Source organism: Cupriavidus sp. CP313, from assembly GCF_054072015.1.
Genome location: NZ_JBSVZB010000030.1, coordinates 12,602 through 36,332, shown reverse-complemented (window position 1 = coordinate 36,332; position 23,731 = coordinate 12,602). Strand labels below are relative to the sequence as shown.

Sequence of the window (23,731 nt, the reverse complement as noted above, 5' to 3'; positions counted from 1 at the left end):
GTATTGTGGTGGCTCCGCATCCCGGATGCAAGCGCGTTGCTGCTGCGGGCGCCGGCGGTGGCCGAAAGCGCGCCGGGCGCGCGAAAAAGTGACGTCATTGTTACGGCTGGTAACAATGTCGACCTCGCCGTTGCACCTGGAAAATTCCGAACCTCTACAATACCAATTAAGAGAAATCTCACATTGAGAGGCGGATATGAAACGTTGGTGGCTCGCAGCATTCGGTGTCGCAGCCGGGCTTGCGTCTGGGGCAGCAATGGCCCATGTGAGCGTCGGCGTGGCAATCGGCGTGCCGGGCGTAGTGGTTGGCGCGCCCGCCTACTATCCGCCAGCCCCGGTTTACTATGCACCGCCGCCTGTCGTGGTGGCGCCTGCGCCGGTCTACTACGGCCCGCCCCCGGTGGTGGTACGCCCGCGTCCGGTCTACTACGGTCCTGGCTACTACGGCCCGCCGCGTTATTACGGCGGCCACCGCGGCTACTATGGCCCGCCGGGATACCATCGTGGCCGTGGTCATGGCCACGGACACGGCCACGGCCGTTGGCACGACGACTGATCGTCGTTCGACCTGCGCAAGCTTTTTGAAAGAGAAGGGGCCCTCCGGGGCCCTTTCCTTTTTCCTGCCGCACTGCGACATGAGGCGCTGAAGCCAGTTCCCGGAAATTCGCCCCCTTGCTGAGCGTAGTCAAATTATTTGAACAGACTGCTCAAAGCGTCACCTCTATCGGCATAAGGGTTTTCCCCTAAACTACTGTTGTGACATCGTGATGACGGCACCGCAAAGTGCTGCACGGTGCCTCGACCAACCAAGAATAGCAAGGGGAATATCCATGAAGATCACACAAGCCGTTGCTGCCGTCGCAGCGCTGGCCGCGCTGGGCGCGCTTTCCACCTCCGCATTTGCCGCCGTCGGCAAGGTCGATCCGTACCTGGACGGCGCCAGGGTCGGCAAGGCGGACCCGTACACCGATGGTGCCAAGATGGGCAAGGTTGATCCGTTCACCGACGGTGCCCGCCTCGGCAAGCCCGATCCGTTCACCGATGGCGCGCGCATGGGCAAGCCCGATCCGTTTACCGACGGCGCACGCACGGGCAAGCCGGATCCGTTCTCGGACGGCGCCTGAATCGCTGTTGTCCGTCCATGATGAATGGCCCGCTAAACGCGGGCCATTTTTGTTTTCGCCCGTGCTCCGGCGTACCGCAACGGGGCTCCTGTCATGACGATGGCCGGGGTGCGGCGCTATACTTCGGCCTCAACCAAATGAGTGACCAGGAGAGTGGCATGCAGCAAAAAACGGTTCTGACGGCAGACGACGTGAAGAAGATCATGGCCGCAGCGGAAACCGAGGCGAAGAATCATCAATGGGCCGTGTCGATCGTCGTGGTGGACGATGGCGGCCATATGCTGGCGATGCAGCGCCTGGATGGTGCCGCGCCGATCTCGTCCTATATTGCCGGCGAAAAGGCCCGTACCTCGGCGCTGGGCCGTCGTGAGTCGAAGGTCTACGAAGACATGATCAACAACGGCCGCTACTCGTTCATGACGGCGCCGGTGCTGCAAGGCATGCTGGAGGGCGGCGTGCCCATCGTCTGCAACGATCAGGTGGTCGGTGCCGTGGGCGTGTCGGGCGTGAAGTCGACCGAAGACGCGCAGATCGCGCGTGCCGGCATCGCTGCGCTGGGCCTGTAAAGCCTTTGCGCCGGCCACTGTGCCGGCGCATGAAAATGCCCCGCAGGCATGGCCTGCGGGGCGGCATAAAAGAGGGCATGGCTGGGTACGGTCGGCCCGGCGTGGGGTCTGAATCCCGCCCGCGACACCAGTACCTGGCTACTGCCCAACACCTCGTTCCGAGGTGGTCCCCACAAAAGTCTTTACTGCCACGTACGTGGCACCCGCGCCCAACGCGGGTCTCGATCGCTTCCCTCTGGCTTCAACCTTGCGGTATCGCCGCAGGGCCGCGTCATTTCGTCAGGATCAGCTTGCCGTAGCGCGTGACGCGCAGCGTGTAGACATCGCCGTTGTGCAGGATCGGCAGGGTGCTGGCGCCGTGCATGATGGCGTCCAGGGCCACCGGCTCGCCGACAGGCGCCGGCGACAGGCTGTCGCGCACCAGTGCCTCCAGCCGGGCGGGCAGGGCCGCCACCGCGGACTTCACGGATGCGATGGTCGACGGTGCAGCCTTCGCGCTGGCCTCGCGGCGCGGTTGCGCGGCGACCTCGACGCGGCGCAGCGACAGCCGGCGGCGGGTGACTTCACGCGGTTGCGACAGCGGCAGGGAAAGTGTGCTCATCTTCTGGCTCCGTTCTGCAATAAGGGCGCGCCGGTCATGGCGCAGTCGATGGAAGAATATTAAATGAGAATTGTTATCATTACAATAGACTCCGACCAAGATTCGCGGAACGACCATGAGCGGCTGGGAAGGGGCGCAGGGACGACGCAGCGCAGGCTGGTGGCATGAATCGGCGGCATCAACGACAAAGGGCACCCTGAGGTGCCCTTTGTCGTTCCGGAGCGCCTGGCGGCACCCGCTTAGTGCTTGGGTTCGGTGATAAAGCCGATCTTGCCCAGGCCGCCGTGCTGCGCGGCGGCCATGACCTCGGCCACGCGCTCGTAGCGCACCTCGCGGTCCGCGCGCAGGTGCAGCTCAGGCTGCGGCTGCTGCTGCGCGGCCAGCGCGATATTGCTTTCCAGCGTGGTCTGGTCCACTTCCACCTGGTTCCAGAAGACCTTGCCGCTGGCGTCGATCGAGACGTTGATGTTCTGCGGCTTGGGGTCGTTCGGGGTGTTGGAGGCGCGCGGCAGGTCGATCTTCACCGCGTGGTTGATCACGGGGATGGTGATGATGAAGATGATCAGCAGCACCAGCATGACGTCGACCAGCGGCGTCATGTTGATCTCGCTCATCACCTCGTCGTCGTCGCCGTCGATAGTACCGAATGCCATGATGACTTCCTTGCTAGCGGTTTAGCGCTGTGCCGCGGCCAGGCGCACGGTGCCGTCTTCGGTGCGGGCGCCGGTGGGACGCACGCGCGCGCCGGTGACGAAGTAGGCGTGCAGGTCGTGGGCAAAGCGGTTGAGCTTCGAGATCACCGACTTGTTGCCGCGGGTGAGGGCGTTATAGCCCAGCACGGCGGGAATTGCCACGGCCAGGCCGAAGGCGGTCATGATCAGCGCCTCGCCCACGGGGCCGGCAACCTTGTCGATGGTCGGCACGCCCGAGGCGCCGATGCCGATCAGCGCGTGGTAGATGCCCCACACGGTGCCGAACAGGCCGACGAACGGTGCGGTCGAGCCCACCGAGGCCAGCACTGCCAGGCCCGATTGCATGTGCGCCACCGACTCGTCGATGGAGCTTTTGAGCGAGCGGGTCAGCCAGTCGGAGATGTCCATCACGTCGTGCAGCTGCGGCTGGCTGGCGCGGTGGTGCTGGGCGGCTTCCTTGCCGGCGATGGCCAGCGTGCGGAACGGGTTGGCATCGCCGGCGCCCAGGGTTTCGAGTGCGTGGTCGAAGTCGTCCGAGTGCCAGAAGCGCTTTTCCGCGCCGTGCGCCATCTTCTTCAGGCGCACCAGATCCCACGCCTTGGTAAGGATCACGATCCATGAGGCGAGCGACATGATCAGCAGAATGATCGCGGTCGCACGCATGACGAAGTCGCCTTGCGTCCAGAGGTGGGAGAGTCCGAGGTCCTGCATGTGTTGGTTCCTGGTGAGTTCGCTTGGTTTAGGTCAGATCAGAGATCGGAAATCTGGGGCGGTCAGTTCAGTTCGAAGCCGATCGGCTGCTGCGCCGTGACGGCGACGGCGCGGCCGTTGTCCATGTAAGGCTTGCAGCGCATGGTCTGCACGGCCTCTACCGCGGCCTGGTCCAGGCGCGACGAACCGCTCGAGGATACGACGGAAGTCTTCACGACCTTGCCGCTTTCGTCGGTGGTCAGGCGCACCACGGCCTTGCCGGTCTCGCCCATGCGGCGTGACTGGGAAGGATACTTCGGTTGCGGCGGCGTGCACTGGATTTCGCCGATGCCGACTGCGCGCGGCGCGGCGGATACCGGCGCCGGGGCGGGCTCAGCGGCCGGTGCCGGGGGTGCCGGCGGCGCGGGAGGGGCCTCGGGCGCGTTCGGTGTCGGCGGCAGGCTGGCTACCGGCTGCGGGGTTGGCTTGGGCTGCGGCGGGGTCGGCTTGGGCGTGGTCACCTTCACCTGCTTGGGCGGGGTTTCCTGCTTGGGCTTGGGTTTGGGCGGCTCCGGCGGGGCTTCCTGCTTGGGAAGCTCCAGCGGGATGATGCGCGCGACGATTTCCGGCGAGATCACCGCCTCGGTCAGCTTGCGGCCCAGGCCGCTTTGGATCAGGTAGAGCAGGCCGACGTGGAACAGCAGTACGGCGAGCGTAATCTTGAAGAAGCGTTGGTCGAACATGTGTCAACAACAAAAGTCTGCCAGCGGTGGCACCGCAGCGGCGCTGTGCGCCGTCACTTGCGATAAAACAGGATCAGCGAGATGCCGCAACCGACCAGCAGGCTAAGCAGCAATTCCATGATAAACGCTCCTTCAACTGGGTTGCCGTGGGAGCGCCACTCTGGGGCAGCGTGTCAGTCGGCGAGTATAAACGATAATGATTCTTATTTGTTGTGATTTGTGCGTCGCAACTGGAATTTTCTGGCGCGGCACGTTATACCGGCAAGTCCAGGCAGCATTTCGGGAGGTGATGCAGCGGTGCACGCGCGCTGGCGCGCTCTGGCACTTTGCTGCGCTTCGGTGCCCCAGGCCACAATCGCCGGTGCCCGTTGCGCACAGGCATGCGCGGTTGGCACCAAAGCGCGCTAGCATAGGAAGAAACTGCAGACGTGGCGGTGCCCCGGTCGCGGCCCCGCCATCGCGCACAGCGCGCTCGGGGACCCGTCCATGGACTTCACACGTTTTGCTGAAGATGACCGTTCGACGATTCTGCGCTCCATGCCTGGCGCATCGTCCAGTTCAGCATTGGACTGGATGTGCGCCCAGTTTGCCCTGCGCGTGGTCTGCGCACTGGGCCCGCGCTTCAACCTGCGCAGCAATATCAACGATGTCCTGACCGTCAGCGCGCAGGAGATGGTGTGGCCGTACGGCGTGGTGCTGCGCGTGCAGCGCTTCCTGGCCGCGCGCTGCGCCGACATGCCCGCCTGGAAGGGCACCGCCCGCCTGACCCCTGAGGAATTCCTTGACCGCCACGGCCAGTGGAACAGCGCCTTCGACGAAAGCGCGCTGTTCTATTACCTGGACGAGTACGTCAAGCACCACGCCAAGGACATGTTCGCCGTGTTCGACGCTTCGGCCGCTGCCATCGCCCAGCGCCTGGAAGGCGAGCGCGTGCTGCTGGTGCGCAATATCGACATGCTCAGCCATGTGCTGGACCTGCCCGAGCACGAGCGCACGCTGCTGCTGTACGCGGCGCTGGCCAAGTACAAGCGCGACCTGCGCGCGGTGATGGTCGACTGCAAGGTGGCGCACAGCCAGGAAGCGTTCCAGATCCTGGCCGGGCTGACCGGCGCCGGCGCGGCTGACGTGGCCGCCTCGCTGCGGCCGGGCTCGCGGCTCGAGACGCTGAACCTGATCGAGCAGCCGCTGCCGGAAAACAGCGTGACCGACCTGGGCGACCTGATGCGGCTCTCAGACCGGCTGCTGCACGTGCTGCTGGGCAACTACGCCAACGAAGCCGAGATGATGGCGGTCTTCACCCGCCCGGCCGCGCCGCCCACGCTGACCACCGCCGACTATCCCCATGTCGAGACCGACGCGCGCTACCTGTGCGCGCTGCTGAGCAATGCCACGCGCCAGCACGCCAGCGGCGTCAACGTGCTGATCTATGGTCCGCCCGGCACCGGCAAGACCGAGTTTGCGCGGCTGCTGGCGCGCGAGGCGGGCTGCGAGCTGTACGAAGTCGATTGCCTGGACCGCGACGGCAACAGCTTGTCGGGCAAGGACCGCTACCGCTCGCTGCAGGTGTCGCAGGCCTTCCTGCGCGGGCGTGCCCATACCGCGCTGCTGTTCGATGAGGTGGAAGACGTCTTCCCCGGCAGCGCGCGCGAGCTGATGAGCCTGTTCGGCCAGGAAGACACGCGCGCATCGGTGAACGGCAAGGCTTGGGTCAACCAGACGCTTGAGCAGAACCCGGTGCCGGTGATCTGGATCTCGAATTCGATCCGGCAGATCGACCCGGCCTACCTGCGCCGCTTCCAGTTCCACCTGGAGCTGAAGATCCCGCCGCCGCTGGTGCGCGAGAACATCATTCGCAAGCACCTGGGCGGGCTGGATGTCAGCGACGCCTTTATCACCGGGCTGGCCGGGCGCAAGACGCTGACGCCGGCACAGGTGCAGTCGGCCGCGCGCTTTGTCGAGCTGGCACGGCCCGACGTGGAAGAACCGGTGGAAGCGCTGATCCTGCGCCAGCTGGAACACGCCGACCGCGCCATGGGGCTGCGCCCCGAGGCCGAGGCGCGCCCGGTCGTCACGCACTACCGGCTGGAGAACCTGCACCTGGAAACCCGCTACGAGGTGGTCAAGATCGTCGACGCGCTGCGCGTGCGCCAGCGCGGCACGCTGTGCTTCTACGGCCCGCCCGGCACCGGCAAGACCGCGCTGGCCGAGCATATCGCGGCCGAGCTGGACCTGCCGCTGATGATCCGCCGCGCCTCCGACCTGATGAGCAAATATGTGGGCGAGACCGAGCAGCAGATCGCCGCCATGTTCGCGCGCGCCGAAGAGGATGGGGCGGTGCTGCTGCTGGACGAGGCCGACAGCTTCATGCAGAGCCGCCAGCAGGCGGTGCGCACCTATGAGATCTCCGAGGTCAACGAGATGCTGCAGGGCATGGAGCGCTTTAACGGCATCTTTATCTGCACCACCAACCTGTTCGACCGCATCGATGAGGCCGCGCTGCGCCGTTTCTCGTTCAAGATCCGCTTCCTGGCGCTCAAGCCCGCGCAGCGTATGGCGATGTTTGTCGACGAGGCGCTCGACGGCGACGCCGCCGGCCTGACCGACAGCATGCGCCGTGAGCTGGATACGATGGATTGCCTGACGCCGGGCGACTTCGCCACGGTCAAGCGCCAGTGCGTGCTGTTGGGCGAGGCGCTGACGCCGGATGAGTTCCTGGCGCAGCTGCGCCAGGAACACGCGATCAAGCCCGAGGTGCGGGAGCACCGGCCACTGGGCTTCCTGCAGTAAGCAGGGCGCCGGTCAGAGCGCCGGCGCCGGCTCGATCACCACCGTTTCAGTATCGGCTTCCACCTGCAGCAGCGTGGCTGCCATCGCGCGCAGGTGCGCGGCGTCCTTGGTGGAGGCAAAGCGGTCGTGCGGGGTGGCATCGGGCGCGGCGGCCAGCTTGTGTTCGGCCAGCTTGCGCGCCAGCTGGCGCGCAATGGCGCTGCCGGTGTCAACCAGCGCCAGCTGGTCGCCAACCATCGCGCGGATGGTGCCGGAGAGAAAAGGGTAGTGGGTGCAGCCCAGCACCAGCGTGTCGGCGCCGGCCTCCAGCATGGGCGTCAGGTAGGCGTCCAGGCGCTGGCGCACGGCCGGGCCGTCGGTCTCGCCTTGTTCGATCAGCGACACCAGTCCCAGGCCCGCCTCGCACAGGAAGCGGCTTTCGCCTTCCAGCGATGTCAGCAGCCGCGCGAACTTGGCGCTCTTGAGGGTATTGGCGGTGGCCAGCACGCCCACCACCTTGCTGCGGCTGGCGGCGGCGGCGGGCTTCAGGCCGGGCTCGACGCCGATGATCGGCACCGTCAGCCGCTCGCGCAGCGTCTGCACCGCATGCATGGTGGCGGTATTGCAGGCGATCACCAGTGCCTTGCAACCCTGCCCGAGCAGCCATTCGCAGGCCTGCAGCGTGCGCGCCTCGACAAAGGCCTCGGGCTTCTCGCCATAGGGCGCGTACCTCGAATCCGCCAGGTACAGCAGCGATTCATGGGGCAGCAGCGCGCGGATCTCGCGCAGCACGGACAGGCCGCCGAGGCCGGAATCGAAGACGCCGATGGGTGCGGGGTTCACGGGGGTGCAGGGACGACAAGAAACGAGGTAGAAAAAAGCCGGGTCGGAACCCGGCTTTTTTTTCGAGCGCGACGGCAGATTCTACCGTCTTGCCAAGCTTACAGCGCGGCGACTGGGATCTTGCCGATCTTGGCTTGCCATTCGGCCGGGCCAGTCTTGTGCACCGAGGTGCCTTCGCTGTCCACGGCGACCGTCACCGGCATGTCCTTGACGTCGAACTCGTAGATCGCTTCCATGCCGAGGTCTTCGAACCCGACCACCTTGGCTTCCTTGATCGCCTTGGCCACCAGGTAGGCGGCGCCGCCCACGGCCATCAGATAGGCCGACTTGTGCTTCTTGATGGCCTCGATTGCCACCGGGCCGCGCTCGGCCTTGCCGATCATCGAGATCAGGCCGGTTTCGGCCAGCATCATCTCGGTGAACTTGTCCATGCGCGTGGCGGTGGTGGGGCCGGCCGGGCCGACGGCCTCGTCGCGCACCGGATCGACCGGGCCGACGTAGTAGATCACGCGGTTCTTGAAGTCCACCGGCAGCTTTTCGCCGTTGGCCAGCATGTCGGCGATGCGCTTGTGCGCGGCGTCGCGGCCGGTCAGCATCTTGCCGTTGAGCAGCAGGGTCTGGCCCGGCTTCCACGAGGCGACTTCTTCCGGCGTCAGCGTGTTCAGGTCGACGCGCTTGGAGGTCTCAGTGTTCGGTGCCCACTCGACCTTCGGCCATTGCGACAGGTCAGGCGCTTCCAGCTTGGCCGGGCCGCTGCCGTCCAGCGTGAAGTGCACGTGGCGGGTGGCGGCGCAGTTGGGGATCATCGCGACCGGCTTGGACGCGGCGTGCGTCGGGCAGGCCATGATCTTGACGTCCAGCACGGTGGCCAGGCCGCCCAGGCCCTGGGCGCCGATGCCCAGCGCATTGACCTTCTCGTACAGCTCGACGCGCAGTTCCTCGACCCAGTCCTTCGGGCCGCGGGCGATGATGTCCTGGATGTCGATGGACTCCATCAGCGATTCCTTGGCCATCACCATGGCCTTCTCGGCGGTGCCGCCGATGCCGATGCCCAGCATGCCCGGCGGGCACCAGCCGGCGCCCATGGTCGGCACGGTCTTCAGCACCCAGTCGACGATCGAGTCGGACGGGTTCAGCATCACGAACTTGGACTTGTTCTCCGAGCCGCCGCCCTTGGCCGCGACCTGGATGTCGACGGTGTTGCCCGGCACCACTTCGTAGTGAATCACGGCCGGGGTGTTGTCCTTGGTGTTCTTGCGGCCGCCTTCGGGCGGGCTGACGATCGAGGCGCGCAGCACGTTGTCCGGGTGCGTGTAGCCGCGGCGCACACCCTCGTTGATCATGTCGGTCAGGCCCATGGTAGCGCCGTCCCAGCGCACGTCCATCCCCACCTTGACGAAGATCGTGACGATGCCGGTGTCCTGGCAGATCGGGCGCTTGCCCTCGGCGCACATGCGGCTGTTGGTCAGGATCTGCGCAATTGCGTCCTTGGCCGCCGGGCTCTGCTCCAGCTCATAGGCGCGGCCCAGGCTGGTGATGTAGTCCATCGGGTGGTAGTAGCTGATGTACTGCAGGGAGTCGGCGACGCTCTGGATGAGGTCTTCTTGCTTGATGACAGTCATTTTGTGGGGGAGGGCAGCGGTGAAACACAGCCTGAAATCATACACTGAGCCAGGGCGCTCTGCCCGGCTGCATACATCCGTCCACAGCCGATAATGTGCGGCAAACGCCGCTGGCTGCGTGGGGGCGGCCCCAAAAGCAAAAACCGCGGCACATGGCCGCGGTCTGGCTGGGACTAGGCGTCCGATGGCACACTAATGTGATTAGTGCTTGCCATGTGCGCCGGCCGGGTGCGTCACCATCCGGTCCACCCAGGCCATGGCGACCGCCGACAGCAGGAAGGCAATATGGATGGCCACCTGCCACATGATGGTGTGCGTCGTGCGTTGCTCGGCATCGATGAAGGTCTTGAGCAGGTGGATCGACGAAATCCCGATCAGCGCCATCGACAGCTTGACCTTGAGCACCCCGGCGTTGACGTGGTCCAGCCATTCCGGCTCGTCCGGGTGGTTGTCGATGCCCAGCCGCGAAACAAAGGTCTCATAGCCGCCCACGATCACCATGATCAGCAGGTTGGAGATCATCACCACGTCGATCAGGCCCAGCACCACCAGCATGATCTTGTTCTCGTCGAACTCGGTCACATGCGCCAGCAGGTGCCAGACCTCGACCAGGAAGTGGTAGACATAGACGCCCTGGGCCACGATCAGGCCCAGGTAAAGCGGCAACTGCAGCCAGCGCGACGCGAAGATGATGCTCGGGATCGGCCGCATGGTCTGCGGCCTGGTCATTGGATTGGAAGCCATGGGCGGGGCGGTGTCGGCGAGTTGAAAGTCGGCGTGGATTGTACCAAGCGCCGATGACCGGGCGGTGTTACCGACCGTAACCGAAGACGGTTACCGTTTGTCGCCGGCGTGGCTCAACCCGCGGCGCCAGGATCGGCGCCGGCCGCCTTGCCACGCCACGCGCCGCGCGCGATCCGCCCCGGCCAGCTGGCCATCACGATCCCGGCCAGCACGCACGCCAGCGCCACCCCATGCGGCCAGCCCGGTTGCTCGCCCAGGACGACGATGCCGTAGGTGGCAGCCGCCACCGGCAGCACCGAGGTGAACACCCCCGCCAGCTGCGCCGGCACATGGCGGATGCCCTTCATCCACAGCCAGAACGAGAACACGCTGGCCGAGAGCGCATACCACAGCACCATCAGCCAGGTCTGCGCCGGCACCGTGGCAGCATCGAAGCTCAGCAGCGGGACCAGCCCCAGCGGCAGCATCAGCAGCCCGCCGATCAGGTGCGTGTAGGCGCAGATCTCGATCGCGGCCAGGGTCTGCGTGAGCCGGCGCGACAGGATTACGTAGATCGACTCGCATACCACCGCGCCCATAATCATCAGGTTGCCCAGCCATGCCTGGCTGCCGCTGCCGGCACCGTGCGCATCGCCCCGGGCGATGTTCAGCACCGCGATGCCGGTCATCGCCAGCAGCACCGACGCCACTGTGCGCCGCGACAGCCGCTCGCGCAGCAGCAGCCACGACAGGATCGCCACCGTGGCGGGGATGGTGCTGGTGATCACGCCGGCAGCCATGGCGCTGGTCAGCCGCACGCCATTGAGCATCAGCAGCGTAAACAGGAAGGTGCCGAAGAACGCCTGCAGGAACAGGTTCAGCCATTCCCCGCGCGAGACCCGGCGCATGCGCGCGGGCCGGTACCAGGGCGCCAGGCAGACGATGGCAATGACAAAGCGCAGCAGCGCGAACAGCAGCACCGGCACATGCGCGATGATCGATTTGCCGAGTCCGACATTGCTGCCGACCAGCGCCATCGAGGCGATCAGGAAGAGGGCGTAGACAGGGTGGTAGGCGACGGTTCGGGCGGGAGGATTGGCGGACACGGATACTGCCTCGGTCGCAAGAGCGGGAGGGAAGCGGCAAAAGGAAGCGCCGCGTTCAGGTATAGGGCTCGCGGCATTATAGCTGTGCTAGCCTAATGGAGAAGGCTGCACTTTCGCGGCGAGCGCCCAGACTTTTCCCGCTGCATTGCAACAAGTTGCATGTCACGCCCCGGCGGACTGTCAACACCCCGTCAGGTTTAAGTAAGCCGTCGGGCGTAACTTGGCAGCCAAAGCCAGTCCAAAATCAGGAGACAAGCCTATGTCCGCCATCGAGTCGGTGATGCAAGAGCATCGCGTGTTCAACCCGCCTGAAGGCTTCGCCAGCCAGGCCGCGATCCCCAGCATGGAGGCCTACCGCGCCCTGTGCGACGAGGCCGAACGCGACTACGAAGGTTTCTGGGCCCGCCATGCGCGCGAGTTGCTGCACTGGACCAAGCCCTTCACCAAGGTGCTGGACGAAAGCAACGCACCGTTCTACAAGTGGTTCGAAGACGGCGAACTCAACGCCTCATACAACTGCCTGGACCGCAACCTGCAGAACGGCAATGCGGACAAGGTCGCGATCGTGTTCGAGGCCGACGACGGCACCGTGACCCGCGTCACCTACCGCGAGCTGCACGGGAAGGTGTGCCGCTTTGCCAACGGCCTGAAGTCGCTCGGCGTCAAAAAGGGCGACCGCGTGGTGATCTACATGCCGATGTCGGTCGAAGGCGTGGTCGCGATGCAGGCCTGCGCACGCCTGGGCGCCACGCACTCGGTGGTGTTCGGCGGCTTCTCGGCCAAGTCGCTGCAGGAGCGGCTGGTGGACGTGGGCGCGGTGGCGCTGATCACCGCCGACGAGCAGATGCGCGGCGGCAAGGCGCTGCCGCTGAAGGCCATCGCCGATGACGCGCTGGCACTGGGCGGTTGCGAGGCCGTCAGGAACGTGATCGTCTACCGCCGCACCGGCGGCAAGGTCGCCTGGACCGAAGGCCGCGACCGCTGGATGGAAGACGTCAGCGCCGGTCAGCCCGATACCTGCGAAGCCGAGCCGGTGAGCGCCGAGCATCCGCTGTTCGTGCTCTACACCTCCGGCTCCACCGGCAAGCCCAAGGGCGTGCAGCACAGCACCGGCGGCTACCTGCTGTGGGCGCTGATGACGATGAAGTGGAGCTTCGACATCAAGCCCGATGACCTGTTCTGGTGTACCGCCGATATCGGCTGGGTCACTGGCCACACCTATATCGCCTACGGTCCGCTGGCCGCCGGCGCGACCCAGGTGGTGTTCGAAGGCGTGCCGACCTACCCGCACGCCGGCCGCTTCTGGGACATGATCGCGCGCCACAAGGTCAGCATCTTCTACACCGCGCCGACCGCGATCCGCTCGCTGATCAAGGCCGCCGAGGCCGACGAGAAGATCCATCCGAAGCAATACGACCTGTCCAGCCTGCGCCTGCTCGGCACCGTGGGCGAGCCGATCAATCCGGAAGCGTGGATGTGGTACTACAAGAACATCGGCAACGAGCGCTGCCCGATCGTCGACACCTTCTGGCAGACCGAGACCGGCGGCCACATGATCACGCCGCTGCCGGGCGCGACGCCGCTGGTGCCGGGCTCGTGCACGCTGCCGCTGCCGGGCATCATGGCCGCCATCGTCGACGAGACCGGCCATGACGTGCCCAACGGCAACGGCGGCATCCTGGTAGTCAAGCGCCCGTGGCCGGCCATGATCCGCACCATCTGGGGCGATCCGGAGCGCTTCAAGAAGAGCTATTTCCCCGAAGAACTCGGCGGCAACCTCTACCTGGCCGGCGACGGCTCGATCCGCGACAAGGACACCGGCTACTTCACCATCATGGGCCGCATCGACGACGTGCTGAACGTGTCGGGCCACCGCATGGGGACAATGGAGATCGAGTCGGCGCTGGTGTCCAACCCGCTGGTGGCCGAAGCCGCCGTGGTGGGCCGCCCCGACGACATGACCGGCGAGGCCATCTGCGCCTTCGTCGTGCTGAAGCGTTCGCGTCCGACTGGCGAAGAGGCCGTCAAGATCGCGACGGAATTGCGCAACTGGGTCGGCAAGGAGATCGGTCCGATCGCCAAGCCCAGAGACATCCGCTTTGGCGACAACCTGCCCAAGACGCGCTCGGGCAAGATCATGCGGCGCCTGCTGCGGTCGCTGGCCAAGGGAGAGGAGATCACGCAGGACACCTCGACGCTGGAGAATCCGGCCATCCTGGAGCAGCTCAAGCAGGCGCAGTGATCGTCTAGCTTCGGCCCGATCGAGCCCTTGAACCCGCCGCCGCGTTCCCGCGCGCCGGCGGGTTTGTTACGATAGCCCCCCACCGACCACGGACCGTCCCATGCCTGAAGCCCAGTCGCGCTTTCGCCGACGGTTGCTGCTGTACTACGGCCTGTTCACGCTAGGGTTGTTCGGCTTCGTCGGCATGATGGGGCTGCTGGAACGCTCCAATGCCGATGCGCTGTGGCTCGGCTACGTCTTCCTCTTCATCACCATTGCGATCTATGCCTGCATCGGGCTGATCTGCCGCACCTCTGACCTGAACGAGTATTACGTTGCCTCGCGGCGCGTGCCGGCGCTGTTCAACGGCATGGCGATTGCCGCCGACTGGATGAGCGCGGCGTCCTTCATCGGCCTGGCCGGCATCCTGTTTTCCTCGGGCTACGAAGGGCTGGCCTACGTGATGGGCTGGACCGGCGGCTACTGCCTGGTGGCCTTCCTGCTGGCGCCATACCTGCGCAAGTACGGCGGCTACACCATTCCCGATTTCCTCGCAGCGCGCTATGGCAACGGCAAGCCGGGCGGCAACCTGCCAGTGCGCGCGATCGCGGTGCTGGCGGCTTCGCTCTGCTCCTTCGTCTACCTGGTGGCGCAGATCCAGGGCGTGGGGCTGGTGGTGACGCGCTTTATCGGCGTGGAGTTTGCCGTCGGCATCTTCTTCGGGCTGGCCGGCATCCTGGTGTGCTCGTTCCTTGGCGGCATGCGCGCGGTCACGTGGACGCAGGTGGCGCAGTACATCATGATGATCGTGGCCTTCCTGGTCACGGTATCGATGATCGCCTGGAAGCATCACCAGGAACCGCTGCCGCAGCTCAGCTACGGCACGCTGTTGTCGCAACTCGACGCGCGCGAGCAACAGCTGGAGCGCGAGCCGGCCGAGCAGGCCGTGCGCGAGTACTACCGGCAGCAGGCCATCCTGCTGCAGGAGCGCATCGCCCGGCTGCCCGATTCCTTTGCCCAGGAGCGCGACGCGCTCGACGCGCGCCTGCAGGACCTGCGCACGCGCAATGCCCCGCTGCGCGAGATCAAGTCGCTGGAGCGCGAACGGCTGGAATTCCCGCGTGACCCCGCGGCGGCACAGCAGCAGTGGAACCAGCAGCGGGCCGACGCACTGGCCCGCAGCCGCCATTCGCTGTCATCGACTGAGCCCTATCCCGCGGCATCGGAGCAGGAACGCGAGACCAAGCGGCTGAATTTTGTCTTGCTGGTGTTCTGCCTGATGGTCGGCACCGCCAGCCTGCCGCACATCCTGACGCGGCTCTACACCACGCCGTCGGTCAAGGAAACGCGCAACTCCGTGGCCTGGGCCGTGTTCTTCATCGCCTTGCTGTACGTTTCCGCGCCGACGCTGGCTGCGCTGGTGAAATACGAGTTCTTCCAGCACCTGGTGGGCACCTCCTACGCCGAATTGCCGCAGTGGGTGGTGCAATGGCGCAAGGTCGATCCACCGGTGTTCGGCATCCGCGATGTCAACGGCGACGGCATCGTGCAATGGGCCGAGATCCTGCTCCAGCCAGACATGATCGTGCTGGCCGCCCCGGAGATCGCCGGCCTGCCATACGTGATCTCCGGCTTGATCGCCGCCGGCGCCCTGGCCGCGGCGCTGTCCACCGCCGACGGCCTGCTGCTGACCATCGCCAATGCGCTCTCGCACGACGTCTTCTATCACATGGTCGACCGCCAGGCGAGCCACCAGCGCCGCGTCACCACCGCCAAGATCGTGTTGCTGGGCGTGGCGCTTTTTGCCTCTTACGTCACATCGCTGCGCCCAGGCAATATCCTGTTCCTGGTCGGCGCCGCGTTCTCGCTGGCCGCCTCCAGCTTCTTTCCGGTACTGGTCCTCGGCATCTTCTGGCGCCGCACCACCGCCGCCGGCGCCGTCGCCGGCATGGCCGCCGGGCTGGGCGTGGCGGTCTACTACATCATCGTCAACTACCCGTTCTTCACCCGCATGACCGGCATCTTCGGCAACCGCTGGTTCGGCGTCGACCCGATCGCCTCCGGCGCCTTCGGCGTGCCCGCCGGCTTCGCCGTGGCCATCATCGTCAGCCTGCTGACGCCACGCAATGCGCCGGTGATCGACCGGCTGGTGAGCTACCTGCGCAAGGGGTAGGGCGGGTGGGGTTGTCAAGTAAGGCGGGATACGGCGACGAAGCACTGGATTCGCCAGACAACTCTGCTATAATCTCGGACTTCCCGGAGAGATGGATGAGTGGTTTAAGTCGCACGCCTGGAAAGCGTGTATAGGTTAATAGCCTATCCGGGGTTCGAATCCCCGTCTCTCCGCCAGAACACTGTTCACAGCGAAGCCGCCCGTCTGGGCGGCTTTTTTGTTTCCAGTCCCTGGTGGTTTCGTGATGCCTGATGGGCTCAAAGAAAAGCCCTCGGCCAGGGTAGGCGAGGGCTTGAAATAGTAGTGGGCGAGTCGCGGGATCGCCCGTGAGGATGGTCGTATAGGACCTTGTATCGCGCATCCCTCTAAATAGAGGTGTTGCCGCAAGGCGACATGGCTATGTCAGTCACCGCGACGAAGGCATGGCTTCCATCTCGGCGTGCCGGATTGGCTGAGCGCGCCGATCCAGTTGCTCTGTCCGCCAAATTTCAGTGTCCGTGGGTGCCGCCAGCCTGAGTCTGCGCGCCGGCGCCGACATGGCACGGGTAGCCAACCTCATGCGCAAATTGCATGAACCTGCCTGCCTGCCCGTGAAAGAATCAGGCATCTCTTTCGAATCTCTGGCACTTGCCCCCATGTCCGACCCCATCGTCCACCTCAACGGCACCCTGACCCCCCTCTCCGAAGCCCGCATCCCCGTCCTCGACCGCGGCTTCATCTTTGGCGATGGCATCTACGAAGTCATCCCTTACTACAACGGCAAGCCATTCCGCGGGGACCAGCATCTGGCCCGCCTGCACCGCAGCCTGGAGGGCATCGGGATTCCTGATCCGTACAGCGCCGGGCAGTGGCTGGAGCTGGTCGGCGAGGTGACCCAGGCCAACGGCCTGTCGGACCAGCTGGTCTACATCCAGGTGTCGCGCGGCGTCGCCAAGCGCACGCATGCGTTTCCGAAGGAGGTCGTGCCGACGGTGCTGATCATGACCAACCCGATGGCGTTGCCGTCGGCGCAGATGCTTGAGCAGGGCGTGGCGTGCGTGACGATGGAGGACCGGCGCTGGCTGAACTGCCAGATCAAGTCGACGTCGCTGCTGGGCAACGTGCTGGCGGCGCAGCATGCGGTGGAGCACGGCGTGATCGAGGCGATCCAGTTCCGGGATGGCTGGCTGACCGAGGCGTCGGCGTCCAATGTGTGGGTGGTGCGCGATGGCCGCGTGATGGCGCCGCCCAAGGACAACCTGATCCTGGAAGGCATCCGCTACGGGTTCATGGAAGAGGTCTGTGCCGCGATGGGGATTGCGCTGGAGGCGCGCCGCATCGCGAAGGAAGAGGTGTTCGCCGCCGATGAGGTGCTGCTGTCGTCGGCCAGCAAGGAGCTGCTGCCGGTGGTGACCATCGATGGCCGCACCATCGGCAAGGGGGTGCCGGGGCCGGTCTTTGCCCGGCTTTACGCTGCGTACCAGGCTGCCAAGGCTGCGCTTTGAGCTGATTTGCGTGCGTGCTAGGATGCCTCGGGATTCATCGAGGAGTCAGCCATGGCCAAGCGTGAGCGTGGCCGGCGTGCCCTGCAGGACGAGGTGAGCCGGCGCATCCAGCAAATCTATGAAATCGGCGAGGACGGCGCCAAGGTCCGGGTGCCGGCGCCTGTGCCGCACGCGCGCGATGCCCGCGGGCGCAACTGGAATATGACGGGCTTCGGCAATGCGTCCGGCTACGAGGCCAGCATCCGCGCGGTGGTCGACAAGGTGCGCGACGAGTTCGACCTGAGCGAAGCGCCGGAGAACCGCGCGCCCAATCCGTTCGGGGACTGAAGCGCCGGCCGCCGTCCTAGTCGACCGATACGACGATGGCGACGCGCCGGTTCTCGCTGCGTCCGGCGGCGGTGCGGTTGTCGGCTACCGGGCGGGTCTTGCCCCGTCCGCGAACTTCGATGTTTTCCGGCGCAAAGCCGGCGCCCGCCAGCAGCTTTGCCACGGCTTCGGCGCGCCGCACTGACAGCGACTGGTTGTATTCGGCCGAGCCCGCGTCGTCGGTGTGGCCATCCACGCGCAGGCGCTCGATGCCCGCGCCCTTCAGCGCCCGGCCGAGGCGCTGCACATTGGCGGCGCGCTCAGCGTCGATCAGGTCCTCATTGAATCCGAACAGCAGCTTGTCTGACAAGCCGAGTTCCCAGCCTTCATCGGTCAACGCGAACCCTTCCTGCTTCAGCACCGCGACCTGGGCCGGAGACAGTCCGGTGGCTGGCGGCGCGGTCTGGCAGCCGGCCAGCGACAGCCCCGTCAGCACGACGGCGGCGAGCCAGAGTTTCCACAGGGACTTCCAGTAGGGCAGGGTCAGGCGTTCGGGCATGCGGGTTCTCACTGCGTGACGTCCAGGCGCGGCTCGGCACTTTGCCAGGTGCCGCCGGAGCGCCGCTTGGCGCCGTACATGGCGGCGTCGGCCGCGTGCAGCAGCGCCTGGCTGCCTTGCGCGTGGACGGGGAAGACGGCCAGGCCGATGCTGAGCGAGGCCTGCACCGTGCTGCCGTCGGGCAGGTCGATCGGGGCGGATATCGCCTGCAGGATATGCTCGGCGATATGGATGGCGTCGTGCGGCGCGCGCAGCGCTGCGGCCAGCACGGCGAATTCGTCGCCGCCGATGCGCGCCACGGTGTCGCCGGCGCGCAGGCTGGCGCGGATGCGCTGGGCCACGGCCACCAGTACGGCGTCGCCGGCGGCATGGCCGTGGCGGTCGTTGATATTCTTGAAATCGTCACTGTCCAGGTACAGCACGGCCGCGTATTCGGCGTTGGCCGCGGCATGGCGCACGGCGTGCTCCAGCGCTTCGACGAAGGCGGCGCGGTTGAGCAGGCCGGTCAGTGCATCGTGGTTGGCGCGGTGGGCGAGCGAGCGGTTCTCGTGCTGCATCTGGTTCTGCCAGGTCTGCAGTTCATCCAGCAGGCCGTTGAAGTCCTCGCTGAGGGCATTGAGTTCTGCGATGCTGGCCGGCGGCGTGCGCTGCGCGAAATCGCGCTTGGAGCGCACCGCGTGCGCCACGCGCATCAGGTTGCGCAGCGGCTCGACGATCTGCACCAGCAGCCGGCTGGCCAGGTAGTGGGCGCCGACGGCGGTCAGCAGCAGGCAGCCAAGCAGGCCGAGCGCGCCCTGCAGCAGGAAATGCAGCAGGTTGCGGGGGTCGCCACTGACGCGCAGCATGCCGACCGGTTGCGTCTGGTGCAGGATCGGTTGTTCCACGACGCCCATGCTCAGCCACTCGCTCAGCACGCGGCGCAAGCCGGTCAGTGGCGCCTGGCCGGGGCGCTGCCATTCGGCCAGCACGTGGTTGTCGTGGTCGTAGACGGTGGCGCGCGCGATGTCCTCGGACGCGGCGATGGCCGCCAGCGTCTCGCCGGTGGCCGCCTGGTCGCGGAATACGACCGGCGCTTCCAGCGTGTAGGCGATCGAGCGGGCCACCAGCCGCACGTTGTGCTCGGCATAGACGCGCAGTGCGGTCAGGCCAAGGGCGGTCAGCGACACCCCGGCAGTAAATACCGCGATCAGCGCCACGCCCAGGTGGATCCGGCGCAGCACGCTGTAGAGGGTGGGGCGGGCGCCGTTGCCGCGCGCCGGCTGGCGGGCGCTCATGACGGCGCTCCCTTGCGGCGGCCCAGTTGCAGCACGCCGGGGTGCACGTGCACGCCGCTGCGGGCGAGCGTGTCGAGGTTGACGCGGAACGAGACCTGCTGGTCGCGGATGTTCAGGCAGAACATGCTGCCGACCTCGCACTCGAAGTCTTCCTCGGCGATCACCAGCACCGGGCGGCCGGTCAGTTCGCCCGACAGGCGCTTGCGGCGGGCTTCGTTCATGGCGCCGACATAGAGGGCATCGCAGGCCGGATGCAGCATGTCCGCCAGCACGTCGACCTGGCGCGTGCGCACCGACCGGCCGTTGGCGAGTGTGCCGCCTTCCATCAGCCGTGCGGAGTAGCGGCTGGTGCTGTCCACGCACAGCCGCACGGGGTCGCGCTCAACTGGCCAGCGTGCATACCCCAGCAGGCTGAAGACCACGCGCGCGACCAGGTCGGTGCGCTGCGGCGCGGGCTGCGCCGTCACCGCCGGCGGCAGCATGGCCGGCAGCACCGCCAGCGTCACGGCGAGCAGGGCCGGCAGGGCGCGGCGCAGCAGCGGGGGCCGTCGGGCGGAATCGGCACTGGGAAGGGCGCTGGCTGGGGCAGGAGCCATGGTCTGGGGCAGGAGGTTCGGTACGGCCGGTATGGGTGGCTGGCTGGCCGCAGCCGCGGTTATTGTCCGGGGGCGGGTTCCGGGCGGTCAAGCGTTCGGCACGGGCGGGCCCGGCCCCGGAACGCGCTTGTGCGGGCATGCTTCCGTGGGGCCCGTTTGCGACGCGGCGTGATACGGAATGTTTAACGGTTTTGAGTCGTTTTCCTGAAGTCAGGCGGGAACGCGCGCAGCGCTTCGCCGTGGCGGACACAACACTTAGAATGGGGCCATCGTCCCCAACGCGCGCCTCGCCGCCGCATGCCGCCATGATTGCCGACCCGCTTTTCCGCTTCCTGCACGTTGCCGGCGTTGCCGTCTGGGTGGGCGGCATGTTCTTCGCCTACCTGTGCCTGCGGCCCGTGGCCGGCACCGTGCTGGAACCGCCGCCGCGGCTGCGGCTCTGGCGCGGCGTGTTTGCCCGCTTCTTCCCGTGGGTGTGGGCGGCGGTGATCGCGATCCTGCTGAGCGGCGCGGCGATGATGGCCGCAGTGGGCATGTCCGCTGCCCCACGCAACTGGCACCTGATGATGGGCATCGGCCTCGTCATGACGGTGATTTTCTGCTACGTGTGGTTCGGGCCGTATCGTGTGCTGGGCCGGGCCGTGGATGCCCAGGACTGGCCGGCCGCCGGTGCCGCGCTGAACCGCATCCGGCAGGCGGTGGGGACCAACCTGGTGCTCGGGCTGGTCAATATCGCCGTGGCCACGCTGGGGCGCTGGCTGGCCTGAGCGGCCCGATGCCCCGGCATGGCCCTGCATCGTCGTGTCACCACCAGGCAAAGGGAGAGCCGTTATGCGCGTCATCGCATGTCTTGCCGTCCTTGGTCTTGCAGTGGCGGGCGCACCGGCCCGCGCCGCGCAAAGCAATGGCCTGAGCGCTGAATATGAACGCTGCATGGCCAAGGCCATGTCGACTGCCGACATGCTCGGCTGCGCTTCGGCCGAAGCACGGATCCAGGACGTGGCGCTGAACAGTGCCTATCAAACCTTGCTGAGGCGGCTGGAAGCGCCGCGCACCGGCCAGTTGCGGGTGGCGCAGCGTGTCTGGCTGGAGTTCCGCCAGGCCAATTGCGCCTATGTGGCCAATCCGGCCGGCGGCACGGCCGCGCGCGTGGCCGGGGCGACCTGCATGGCCCAGATGACGGCCGCGCGGGCGCGCGAATTGCGTGACTTCGCCACCGAGGCCGGCGCCCGGTGAGCGGGCGGGCCATGTGCTAGAGTTCTCAGACACCTGTGCTGCGGCACGTCTCACCAGGAGATGGATCATGGCAAGTGAATCGCGGAACATGAAGGCTTTTGTGCAGACCGCGCCCCAGGCGGGGCGCTATGTGTGGGTCATCGCGCTGGTGGACTTTGGCGCGCAGCAGATCCGGCGCGCCATCGTCTCGGACGACACCTTCACCACCTCGGATGCCGCGCGGGTAGCGGGCGAGGCCCAGCTCAAGGCGATGGCCGAAGACCACTAGCGAGTGTTGCGCGCCGGCATCTTTGTGGTCAACGGATACCGTTTCTTACATTGCGCCGGGATCGGTGCGCGCTAGACTGTGGGCATGTTCCTCCACAAGAAAGGACTCCCATGACACATCGCGCGCTCCGGCCGGCCAAGGCCCTCCTTTTGGCGGCCCTGCTGGGTTCTGGCCTGACGTTCAGTGCGGCGTCGATGGCGCAGGTGTCGGTCAACATTGCCATTGGCGTACCACCGCCGGCCCCGATCTACGAGGTCGTGCCCGCGGCGCGCTCAGGCTATGTCTGGATGCCGGGCTACTGGGACTGGGATGATCACCACCACAAGCACGCCTGGAAGAAGGGACGCTGGGAACGGGAACGCCCAGGCTATGTCTATGAGTCGCCGCGCTGGATCCAGTCGCGCGACGGCTGGGTGCTGGTGCCGGGTCGCTGGGACCAGGGCGGGTACAACGACAAGGGGCACAAGGATAAGGGCCACAAGGACAAGGGCTATCACTGCCCGCCCGGCCACGCCAAGAAGGGCGAGTGCTGATGTGCCAGCCGCCCGGCGCCGCACGGTGACGACGGGTGGCTTTGCCATGCTACGATCGCCGCCATGACAACTGCGCCCGCGCGGCGCATCGGCAGCGGATACCGGAGGTAGCAATGGCAAAGCACGTTTTCACGCGCGCGCAGTATCTCGACATCCTCAATGACAGCCTGCGCAAGCATCCCGGCTGGCAGCCCGGCATGGCCTTTGTGTTCCTGCCGCCTGGCGCCGATGCCAGCCAGGCCACGGCCGTGGGCTGCACCGGGCCGATGGAGGCCATTCCGGTCTATGCGGAAATCCAGCGGGTGGCTGCCGAACTGATCGAAGTCGGCAACGAATAGCGGTGCCGGTCGCCTTGCGGCCGGTGGATGCCGCGGGTGAGTACAATACCGGCCTCTACAGACTTTCGGATAATGCCGTGAAGAAAACGGACCTGGAAAAAAACAAGGGCCTGAAGCTCGCCAACAGCCTGAAGCAGGCTACGGCGGGGCGGGGCGGTATTCCCGGCGGCGCTGCGCGCCCGGACCGGCGCGAACAGCGCCGGCTGGACCAGGAGCAAGGTCTGGTGCCCTTTGCGTGCAAGCTGGACGGCACGCTGGTCAAGCGCCTGCAGGCGCTTGCCGTGGATCACCCGGGTGGCATGACCGGGCTGCTCAATGAACTGCTGGCGGGCGCGTTGCCGCCGGAGCAGGGCGAGAGCTGAAACATGGTGGCCGCGCCCGCGGCCACCTGCCTGACCCCATCAGGTTACGAGCGGGTCAGTCCTCCTCTTCATCGTCAAGGAATTCGCGGCGCAGCATCCAGTTGGCGATGGCTTCGTCGCAGATGCGCTTGAATTTCTGCTTGTCCGGCATCTTGTCGAACAGCTGGAAATTGACCAGCGCCATGCCGGCATCGGTGATATAGAACATCCGGCTCGGATCGTCTTCATGGACGATGCGGCCATCGATGGCGTCTTCCTCGCTTTCCGCCGGCATGTCCTCGAGCTCGACCACGCGGCAGGTGAAGCGCGGGCTGCGGGTGTGGGTCAGATACTCGAACTCGTCGTGCATGACCTCGCCGGCTTTGCCTGCGATAACGGCGAAGCCCCAGATAAAGCGGGGCATCGGCAGATCGGACAGATCTTCAATCTCGTCCATGGTGTTCTCCCTGATTCAATCCCCGCATTATCGCCCGGAACGCCGCCACCTCAAACGGTGACGTGGCGCTTAGGGCTTTGCCTGGCAGTTGGCCAGCGCCGGCGCGGCGTTTTCGGCCTGCATCAGGTCGCGCAGCGTGCCTTCCTCGCCCTTGGTCCACCATTCGTAGCGGCCGCCGACATAGCGCGCGCCGGAGGCCGACACGGTGCTGACCGCCAGCACCAGCTTGCCTTCGATGCGGAAGACCGCCGCCTGGTTGTCCGGGCTGTTGAAATAGCGCACGGAAAGCGTCTTGCCGCCGTCGCACTGGTAGCGCACGGTGCGCACGTCCGGGAAGCGCACGCCGTCGATGCCGGGCGCGCGGGCGGCGTGCGCCGCGGCGCAGGCGCCGAGGGTTGCGAGCAGGGCCACGGCGCGGGCGCAGGACAGGATCGGGCGAGTGGTCATGGGTTTGCCTTGGTCGATGGGT

General features: G+C 66.2%; 27 protein-coding genes and 1 tRNA gene. 15 read left to right on the top strand and 13 right to left on the bottom strand.

Features of this window, described 5'->3' with window-relative positions:
• Window positions 1–196 precede the first annotated feature (196 nt).
• The 3 genes from ACW4E8_RS31285 to ACW4E8_RS31275 all read left to right on the top strand — a co-directional run bounded on the left by ACW4E8_RS31285 (window position 197) and on the right by ACW4E8_RS31275 (window position 1,690).
• A complete protein-coding gene (locus tag ACW4E8_RS31285; RefSeq protein ID WP_340520388.1) occupies window positions 197–556 on the top strand; it encodes a hypothetical protein in 360 nt (119 codons plus the stop codon).
• Window positions 557–830: 274 nt separating this feature from the next.
• On the top strand, window positions 831–1,124 hold the full coding sequence (locus ACW4E8_RS31280) for a hypothetical protein (protein ID WP_456808061.1): 294 nt from the start codon (window positions 831–833) through the stop codon (window positions 1,122–1,124).
• A gap of 158 nt (window positions 1,125–1,282) precedes the next feature.
• A complete protein-coding gene (locus ACW4E8_RS31275) occupies window positions 1,283–1,690 on the top strand; it encodes a heme-binding protein (RefSeq protein WP_456808060.1) in 408 nt (135 codons plus the stop codon).
• 271 nt (window positions 1,691–1,961) lie between these two features.
• Here ACW4E8_RS31275 and ACW4E8_RS31270 read toward each other — a convergent pair whose 3' ends face one another.
• The 4 genes from ACW4E8_RS31270 to ACW4E8_RS31255 all read right to left on the bottom strand — a co-directional run bounded on the left by ACW4E8_RS31270 (window position 1,962) and on the right by ACW4E8_RS31255 (window position 4,416).
• Window positions 1,962–2,291 (bottom strand): hemin uptake protein HemP, encoded by a 330-nt coding sequence (locus tag ACW4E8_RS31270; protein WP_018309364.1) that lies wholly within the window; start codon window positions 2,289–2,291, stop codon window positions 1,962–1,964.
• 239 nt (window positions 2,292–2,530) lie between these two features.
• Window positions 2,531–2,944: an ExbD/TolR family protein gene (locus tag ACW4E8_RS31265; RefSeq protein WP_456808059.1), complete on the bottom strand. Its 414-nt coding sequence runs from the start codon at window positions 2,942–2,944 to the stop codon at window positions 2,531–2,533.
• A 21-nt stretch (window positions 2,945–2,965) separates the two neighbouring features.
• A complete protein-coding gene (locus ACW4E8_RS31260; RefSeq protein ID WP_340520398.1) occupies window positions 2,966–3,694 on the bottom strand; it encodes a MotA/TolQ/ExbB proton channel family protein in 729 nt (242 codons plus the stop codon).
• A gap of 62 nt (window positions 3,695–3,756) precedes the next feature.
• Window positions 3,757–4,416: an energy transducer TonB gene (locus ACW4E8_RS31255; protein WP_456808058.1), complete on the bottom strand. Its 660-nt coding sequence runs from the start codon at window positions 4,414–4,416 to the stop codon at window positions 3,757–3,759.
• A 486-nt stretch (window positions 4,417–4,902) separates the two neighbouring features.
• On the opposite strand from ACW4E8_RS31255, the gene ACW4E8_RS31250 reads away from it, so the two are divergent.
• A complete protein-coding gene (locus ACW4E8_RS31250) occupies window positions 4,903–7,203 on the top strand; it encodes an AAA family ATPase (protein WP_456808057.1) in 2,301 nt (766 codons plus the stop codon).
• Between the two features lie 12 nt (window positions 7,204–7,215).
• Here the strand turns inward: ACW4E8_RS31250 and murI are convergent, their stop codons facing one another.
• From murI to ACW4E8_RS31230, 4 genes are all read right to left on the bottom strand, one after another.
• Window positions 7,216–8,025 carry a glutamate racemase gene (murI, locus tag ACW4E8_RS31245; RefSeq protein ID WP_456808056.1) on the bottom strand — a complete coding sequence of 270 codons (810 nt, stop codon included), beginning with the start codon at window positions 8,023–8,025 and terminating at the stop codon, window positions 7,216–7,218.
• A gap of 98 nt (window positions 8,026–8,123) precedes the next feature.
• Window positions 8,124–9,647: a fumarate hydratase gene (locus tag ACW4E8_RS31240; protein ID WP_456808055.1), complete on the bottom strand. Its 1,524-nt coding sequence runs from the start codon at window positions 9,645–9,647 to the stop codon at window positions 8,124–8,126.
• A gap of 201 nt (window positions 9,648–9,848) precedes the next feature.
• Window positions 9,849–10,391: a TIGR00645 family protein gene (locus ACW4E8_RS31235; protein ID WP_456808054.1), complete on the bottom strand. Its 543-nt coding sequence runs from the start codon at window positions 10,389–10,391 to the stop codon at window positions 9,849–9,851.
• Between the two features lie 113 nt (window positions 10,392–10,504).
• A complete protein-coding gene (locus ACW4E8_RS31230; protein ID WP_456808053.1) occupies window positions 10,505–11,476 on the bottom strand; it encodes a DMT family transporter in 972 nt (323 codons plus the stop codon).
• A gap of 259 nt (window positions 11,477–11,735) precedes the next feature.
• Here ACW4E8_RS31230 and acs point away from each other — a divergent pair, with 259 nt between their 5' ends.
• The 5 genes from acs to ACW4E8_RS31205 all read left to right on the top strand — a co-directional run bounded on the left by acs (window position 11,736) and on the right by ACW4E8_RS31205 (window position 17,681).
• On the top strand, window positions 11,736–13,718 hold the full coding sequence (gene acs / locus ACW4E8_RS31225; RefSeq protein WP_456808052.1) for an acetate--CoA ligase: 1,983 nt from the start codon (window positions 11,736–11,738) through the stop codon (window positions 13,716–13,718).
• Between the two features lie 100 nt (window positions 13,719–13,818).
• Window positions 13,819–15,870 (top strand): VC_2705 family sodium/solute symporter, encoded by a 2,052-nt coding sequence (locus ACW4E8_RS31220; protein WP_456808051.1) that lies wholly within the window; start codon window positions 13,819–13,821, stop codon window positions 15,868–15,870.
• A gap of 85 nt (window positions 15,871–15,955) precedes the next feature.
• Window positions 15,956–16,046: transfer RNA gene (locus ACW4E8_RS31215), tRNA-Ser, on the top strand.
• 459 nt (window positions 16,047–16,505) lie between these two features.
• Entirely contained in the window at window positions 16,506–17,354 is an 849-nt protein-coding gene (locus ACW4E8_RS31210; RefSeq protein WP_456808050.1) for a D-amino acid aminotransferase, read from the top strand.
• A gap of 51 nt (window positions 17,355–17,405) precedes the next feature.
• Window positions 17,406–17,681: a hypothetical protein gene (locus ACW4E8_RS31205; protein WP_013957332.1), complete on the top strand. Its 276-nt coding sequence runs from the start codon at window positions 17,406–17,408 to the stop codon at window positions 17,679–17,681.
• Between the two features lie 16 nt (window positions 17,682–17,697).
• Here the strand turns inward: ACW4E8_RS31205 and ACW4E8_RS31200 are convergent, their stop codons facing one another.
• From ACW4E8_RS31200 to ACW4E8_RS31190, 3 genes are read right to left on the bottom strand one after another with little or no spacing between them, the layout of a single operon-like run.
• Window positions 17,698–18,219 (bottom strand): OmpA family protein, encoded by a 522-nt coding sequence (locus ACW4E8_RS31200; protein ID WP_456808049.1) that lies wholly within the window; start codon window positions 18,217–18,219, stop codon window positions 17,698–17,700.
• An 8-nt stretch (window positions 18,220–18,227) separates the two neighbouring features.
• The gene (locus ACW4E8_RS31195) at window positions 18,228–19,493 is read right to left on the bottom strand and encodes a diguanylate cyclase domain-containing protein (RefSeq protein ID WP_456808048.1); all 1,266 of its coding nucleotides are present in this window, start codon (window positions 19,491–19,493) and stop codon (window positions 18,228–18,230) included.
• The gene (locus tag ACW4E8_RS31190; RefSeq protein ID WP_456808047.1) at window positions 19,490–20,089 is read right to left on the bottom strand and encodes a YfiR family protein; all 600 of its coding nucleotides are present in this window, start codon (window positions 20,087–20,089) and stop codon (window positions 19,490–19,492) included. Before ACW4E8_RS31190 ends, ACW4E8_RS31195 begins: the two co-directional genes overlap by 4 nt.
• 305 nt (window positions 20,090–20,394) lie before the next feature.
• On the opposite strand from ACW4E8_RS31190, the gene ACW4E8_RS31185 reads away from it, so the two are divergent.
• The 6 genes from ACW4E8_RS31185 to ACW4E8_RS31160 all read left to right on the top strand — a co-directional run bounded on the left by ACW4E8_RS31185 (window position 20,395) and on the right by ACW4E8_RS31160 (window position 22,826).
• The gene (locus ACW4E8_RS31185) at window positions 20,395–20,856 is read left to right on the top strand and encodes a CopD family protein (RefSeq protein WP_456808046.1); all 462 of its coding nucleotides are present in this window, start codon (window positions 20,395–20,397) and stop codon (window positions 20,854–20,856) included.
• 166 nt (window positions 20,857–21,022) lie between these two features.
• Window positions 21,023–21,325: a lysozyme inhibitor LprI family protein gene (locus ACW4E8_RS31180; protein ID WP_456808045.1), complete on the top strand. Its 303-nt coding sequence runs from the start codon at window positions 21,023–21,025 to the stop codon at window positions 21,323–21,325.
• 67 nt (window positions 21,326–21,392) lie between these two features.
• Window positions 21,393–21,593: a hypothetical protein gene (locus ACW4E8_RS31175; protein WP_456808044.1), complete on the top strand. Its 201-nt coding sequence runs from the start codon at window positions 21,393–21,395 to the stop codon at window positions 21,591–21,593.
• Window positions 21,594–21,703: 110 nt separating this feature from the next.
• Entirely contained in the window at window positions 21,704–22,126 is a 423-nt protein-coding gene (locus tag ACW4E8_RS31170; RefSeq protein ID WP_456808043.1) for a YXWGXW repeat-containing protein, read from the top strand.
• A gap of 113 nt (window positions 22,127–22,239) precedes the next feature.
• On the top strand, window positions 22,240–22,464 hold the full coding sequence (locus tag ACW4E8_RS31165) for a hypothetical protein (protein WP_010814355.1): 225 nt from the start codon (window positions 22,240–22,242) through the stop codon (window positions 22,462–22,464).
• A gap of 77 nt (window positions 22,465–22,541) precedes the next feature.
• On the top strand, window positions 22,542–22,826 hold the full coding sequence (locus tag ACW4E8_RS31160) for a hypothetical protein (protein ID WP_456808042.1): 285 nt from the start codon (window positions 22,542–22,544) through the stop codon (window positions 22,824–22,826).
• A 55-nt stretch (window positions 22,827–22,881) separates the two neighbouring features.
• Here the strand turns inward: ACW4E8_RS31160 and ACW4E8_RS31155 are convergent, their stop codons facing one another.
• Both ACW4E8_RS31155 and ACW4E8_RS31150 read right to left on the bottom strand, forming a co-directional pair.
• Window positions 22,882–23,262, bottom strand: coding sequence for a hypothetical protein (locus ACW4E8_RS31155; protein ID WP_456808041.1), 381 nt, complete (start codon window positions 23,260–23,262; stop codon window positions 22,882–22,884).
• Between the two features lie 69 nt (window positions 23,263–23,331).
• Window positions 23,332–23,709 carry an MliC family protein gene (locus ACW4E8_RS31150; protein WP_456808040.1) on the bottom strand — a complete coding sequence of 126 codons (378 nt, stop codon included), beginning with the start codon at window positions 23,707–23,709 and terminating at the stop codon, window positions 23,332–23,334.
• Between the last annotated feature and the right edge of the window lie 22 nt (window positions 23,710–23,731).

Coding starts and splice junctions, on each gene's coding strand:
- ACW4E8_RS31170 (WP_456808043.1), top strand. CDS start 21,704: ATGACACATCGCGCGCTCCGGCCGGCCAAGGCCCTCCTTTTGGCGGCC.
- ACW4E8_RS31195 (WP_456808048.1), bottom strand. CDS start 19,493: ATGAGCGCCCGCCAGCCGGCGCGCGGCAACGGCGCCCGCCCCACCCTC.
- ACW4E8_RS31150 (WP_456808040.1), bottom strand. CDS start 23,709: ATGACCACTCGCCCGATCCTGTCCTGCGCCCGCGCCGTGGCCCTGCTC.
- ACW4E8_RS31280 (WP_456808061.1), top strand. CDS start 831: ATGAAGATCACACAAGCCGTTGCTGCCGTCGCAGCGCTGGCCGCGCTG.
- ACW4E8_RS31250 (WP_456808057.1), top strand. CDS start 4,903: ATGGACTTCACACGTTTTGCTGAAGATGACCGTTCGACGATTCTGCGC.
- ACW4E8_RS31255 (WP_456808058.1), bottom strand. CDS start 4,416: ATGTTCGACCAACGCTTCTTCAAGATTACGCTCGCCGTACTGCTGTTC.
- ACW4E8_RS31185 (WP_456808046.1), top strand. CDS start 20,395: ATGATTGCCGACCCGCTTTTCCGCTTCCTGCACGTTGCCGGCGTTGCC.
- ACW4E8_RS31240 (WP_456808055.1), bottom strand. CDS start 9,647: ATGACTGTCATCAAGCAAGAAGACCTCATCCAGAGCGTCGCCGACTCC.
- ACW4E8_RS31200 (WP_456808049.1), bottom strand. CDS start 18,219: ATGCCCGAACGCCTGACCCTGCCCTACTGGAAGTCCCTGTGGAAACTC.
- ACW4E8_RS31175 (WP_456808044.1), top strand. CDS start 21,393: ATGGCAAGTGAATCGCGGAACATGAAGGCTTTTGTGCAGACCGCGCCC.
- ACW4E8_RS31265 (WP_456808059.1), bottom strand. CDS start 2,944: ATGGCATTCGGTACTATCGACGGCGACGACGACGAGGTGATGAGCGAG.
- ACW4E8_RS31205 (WP_013957332.1), top strand. CDS start 17,406: ATGGCCAAGCGTGAGCGTGGCCGGCGTGCCCTGCAGGACGAGGTGAGC.
- ACW4E8_RS31210 (WP_456808050.1), top strand. CDS start 16,506: ATGTCCGACCCCATCGTCCACCTCAACGGCACCCTGACCCCCCTCTCC.
- ACW4E8_RS31270 (WP_018309364.1), bottom strand. CDS start 2,291: ATGAGCACACTTTCCCTGCCGCTGTCGCAACCGCGTGAAGTCACCCGC.
- ACW4E8_RS31190 (WP_456808047.1), bottom strand. CDS start 20,089: ATGGCTCCTGCCCCAGCCAGCGCCCTTCCCAGTGCCGATTCCGCCCGA.
- ACW4E8_RS31180 (WP_456808045.1), top strand. CDS start 21,023: ATGGCCAAGGCCATGTCGACTGCCGACATGCTCGGCTGCGCTTCGGCC.
- ACW4E8_RS31275 (WP_456808060.1), top strand. CDS start 1,283: ATGCAGCAAAAAACGGTTCTGACGGCAGACGACGTGAAGAAGATCATG.
- ACW4E8_RS31285 (WP_340520388.1), top strand. CDS start 197: ATGAAACGTTGGTGGCTCGCAGCATTCGGTGTCGCAGCCGGGCTTGCG.
- ACW4E8_RS31220 (WP_456808051.1), top strand. CDS start 13,819: ATGCCTGAAGCCCAGTCGCGCTTTCGCCGACGGTTGCTGCTGTACTAC.
- ACW4E8_RS31165 (WP_010814355.1), top strand. CDS start 22,240: ATGGCAAAGCACGTTTTCACGCGCGCGCAGTATCTCGACATCCTCAAT.
- ACW4E8_RS31260 (WP_340520398.1), bottom strand. CDS start 3,694: ATGCAGGACCTCGGACTCTCCCACCTCTGGACGCAAGGCGACTTCGTC.
- acs (WP_456808052.1), top strand. CDS start 11,736: ATGTCCGCCATCGAGTCGGTGATGCAAGAGCATCGCGTGTTCAACCCG.
- ACW4E8_RS31155 (WP_456808041.1), bottom strand. CDS start 23,262: ATGGACGAGATTGAAGATCTGTCCGATCTGCCGATGCCCCGCTTTATC.
- ACW4E8_RS31235 (WP_456808054.1), bottom strand. CDS start 10,391: ATGGCTTCCAATCCAATGACCAGGCCGCAGACCATGCGGCCGATCCCG.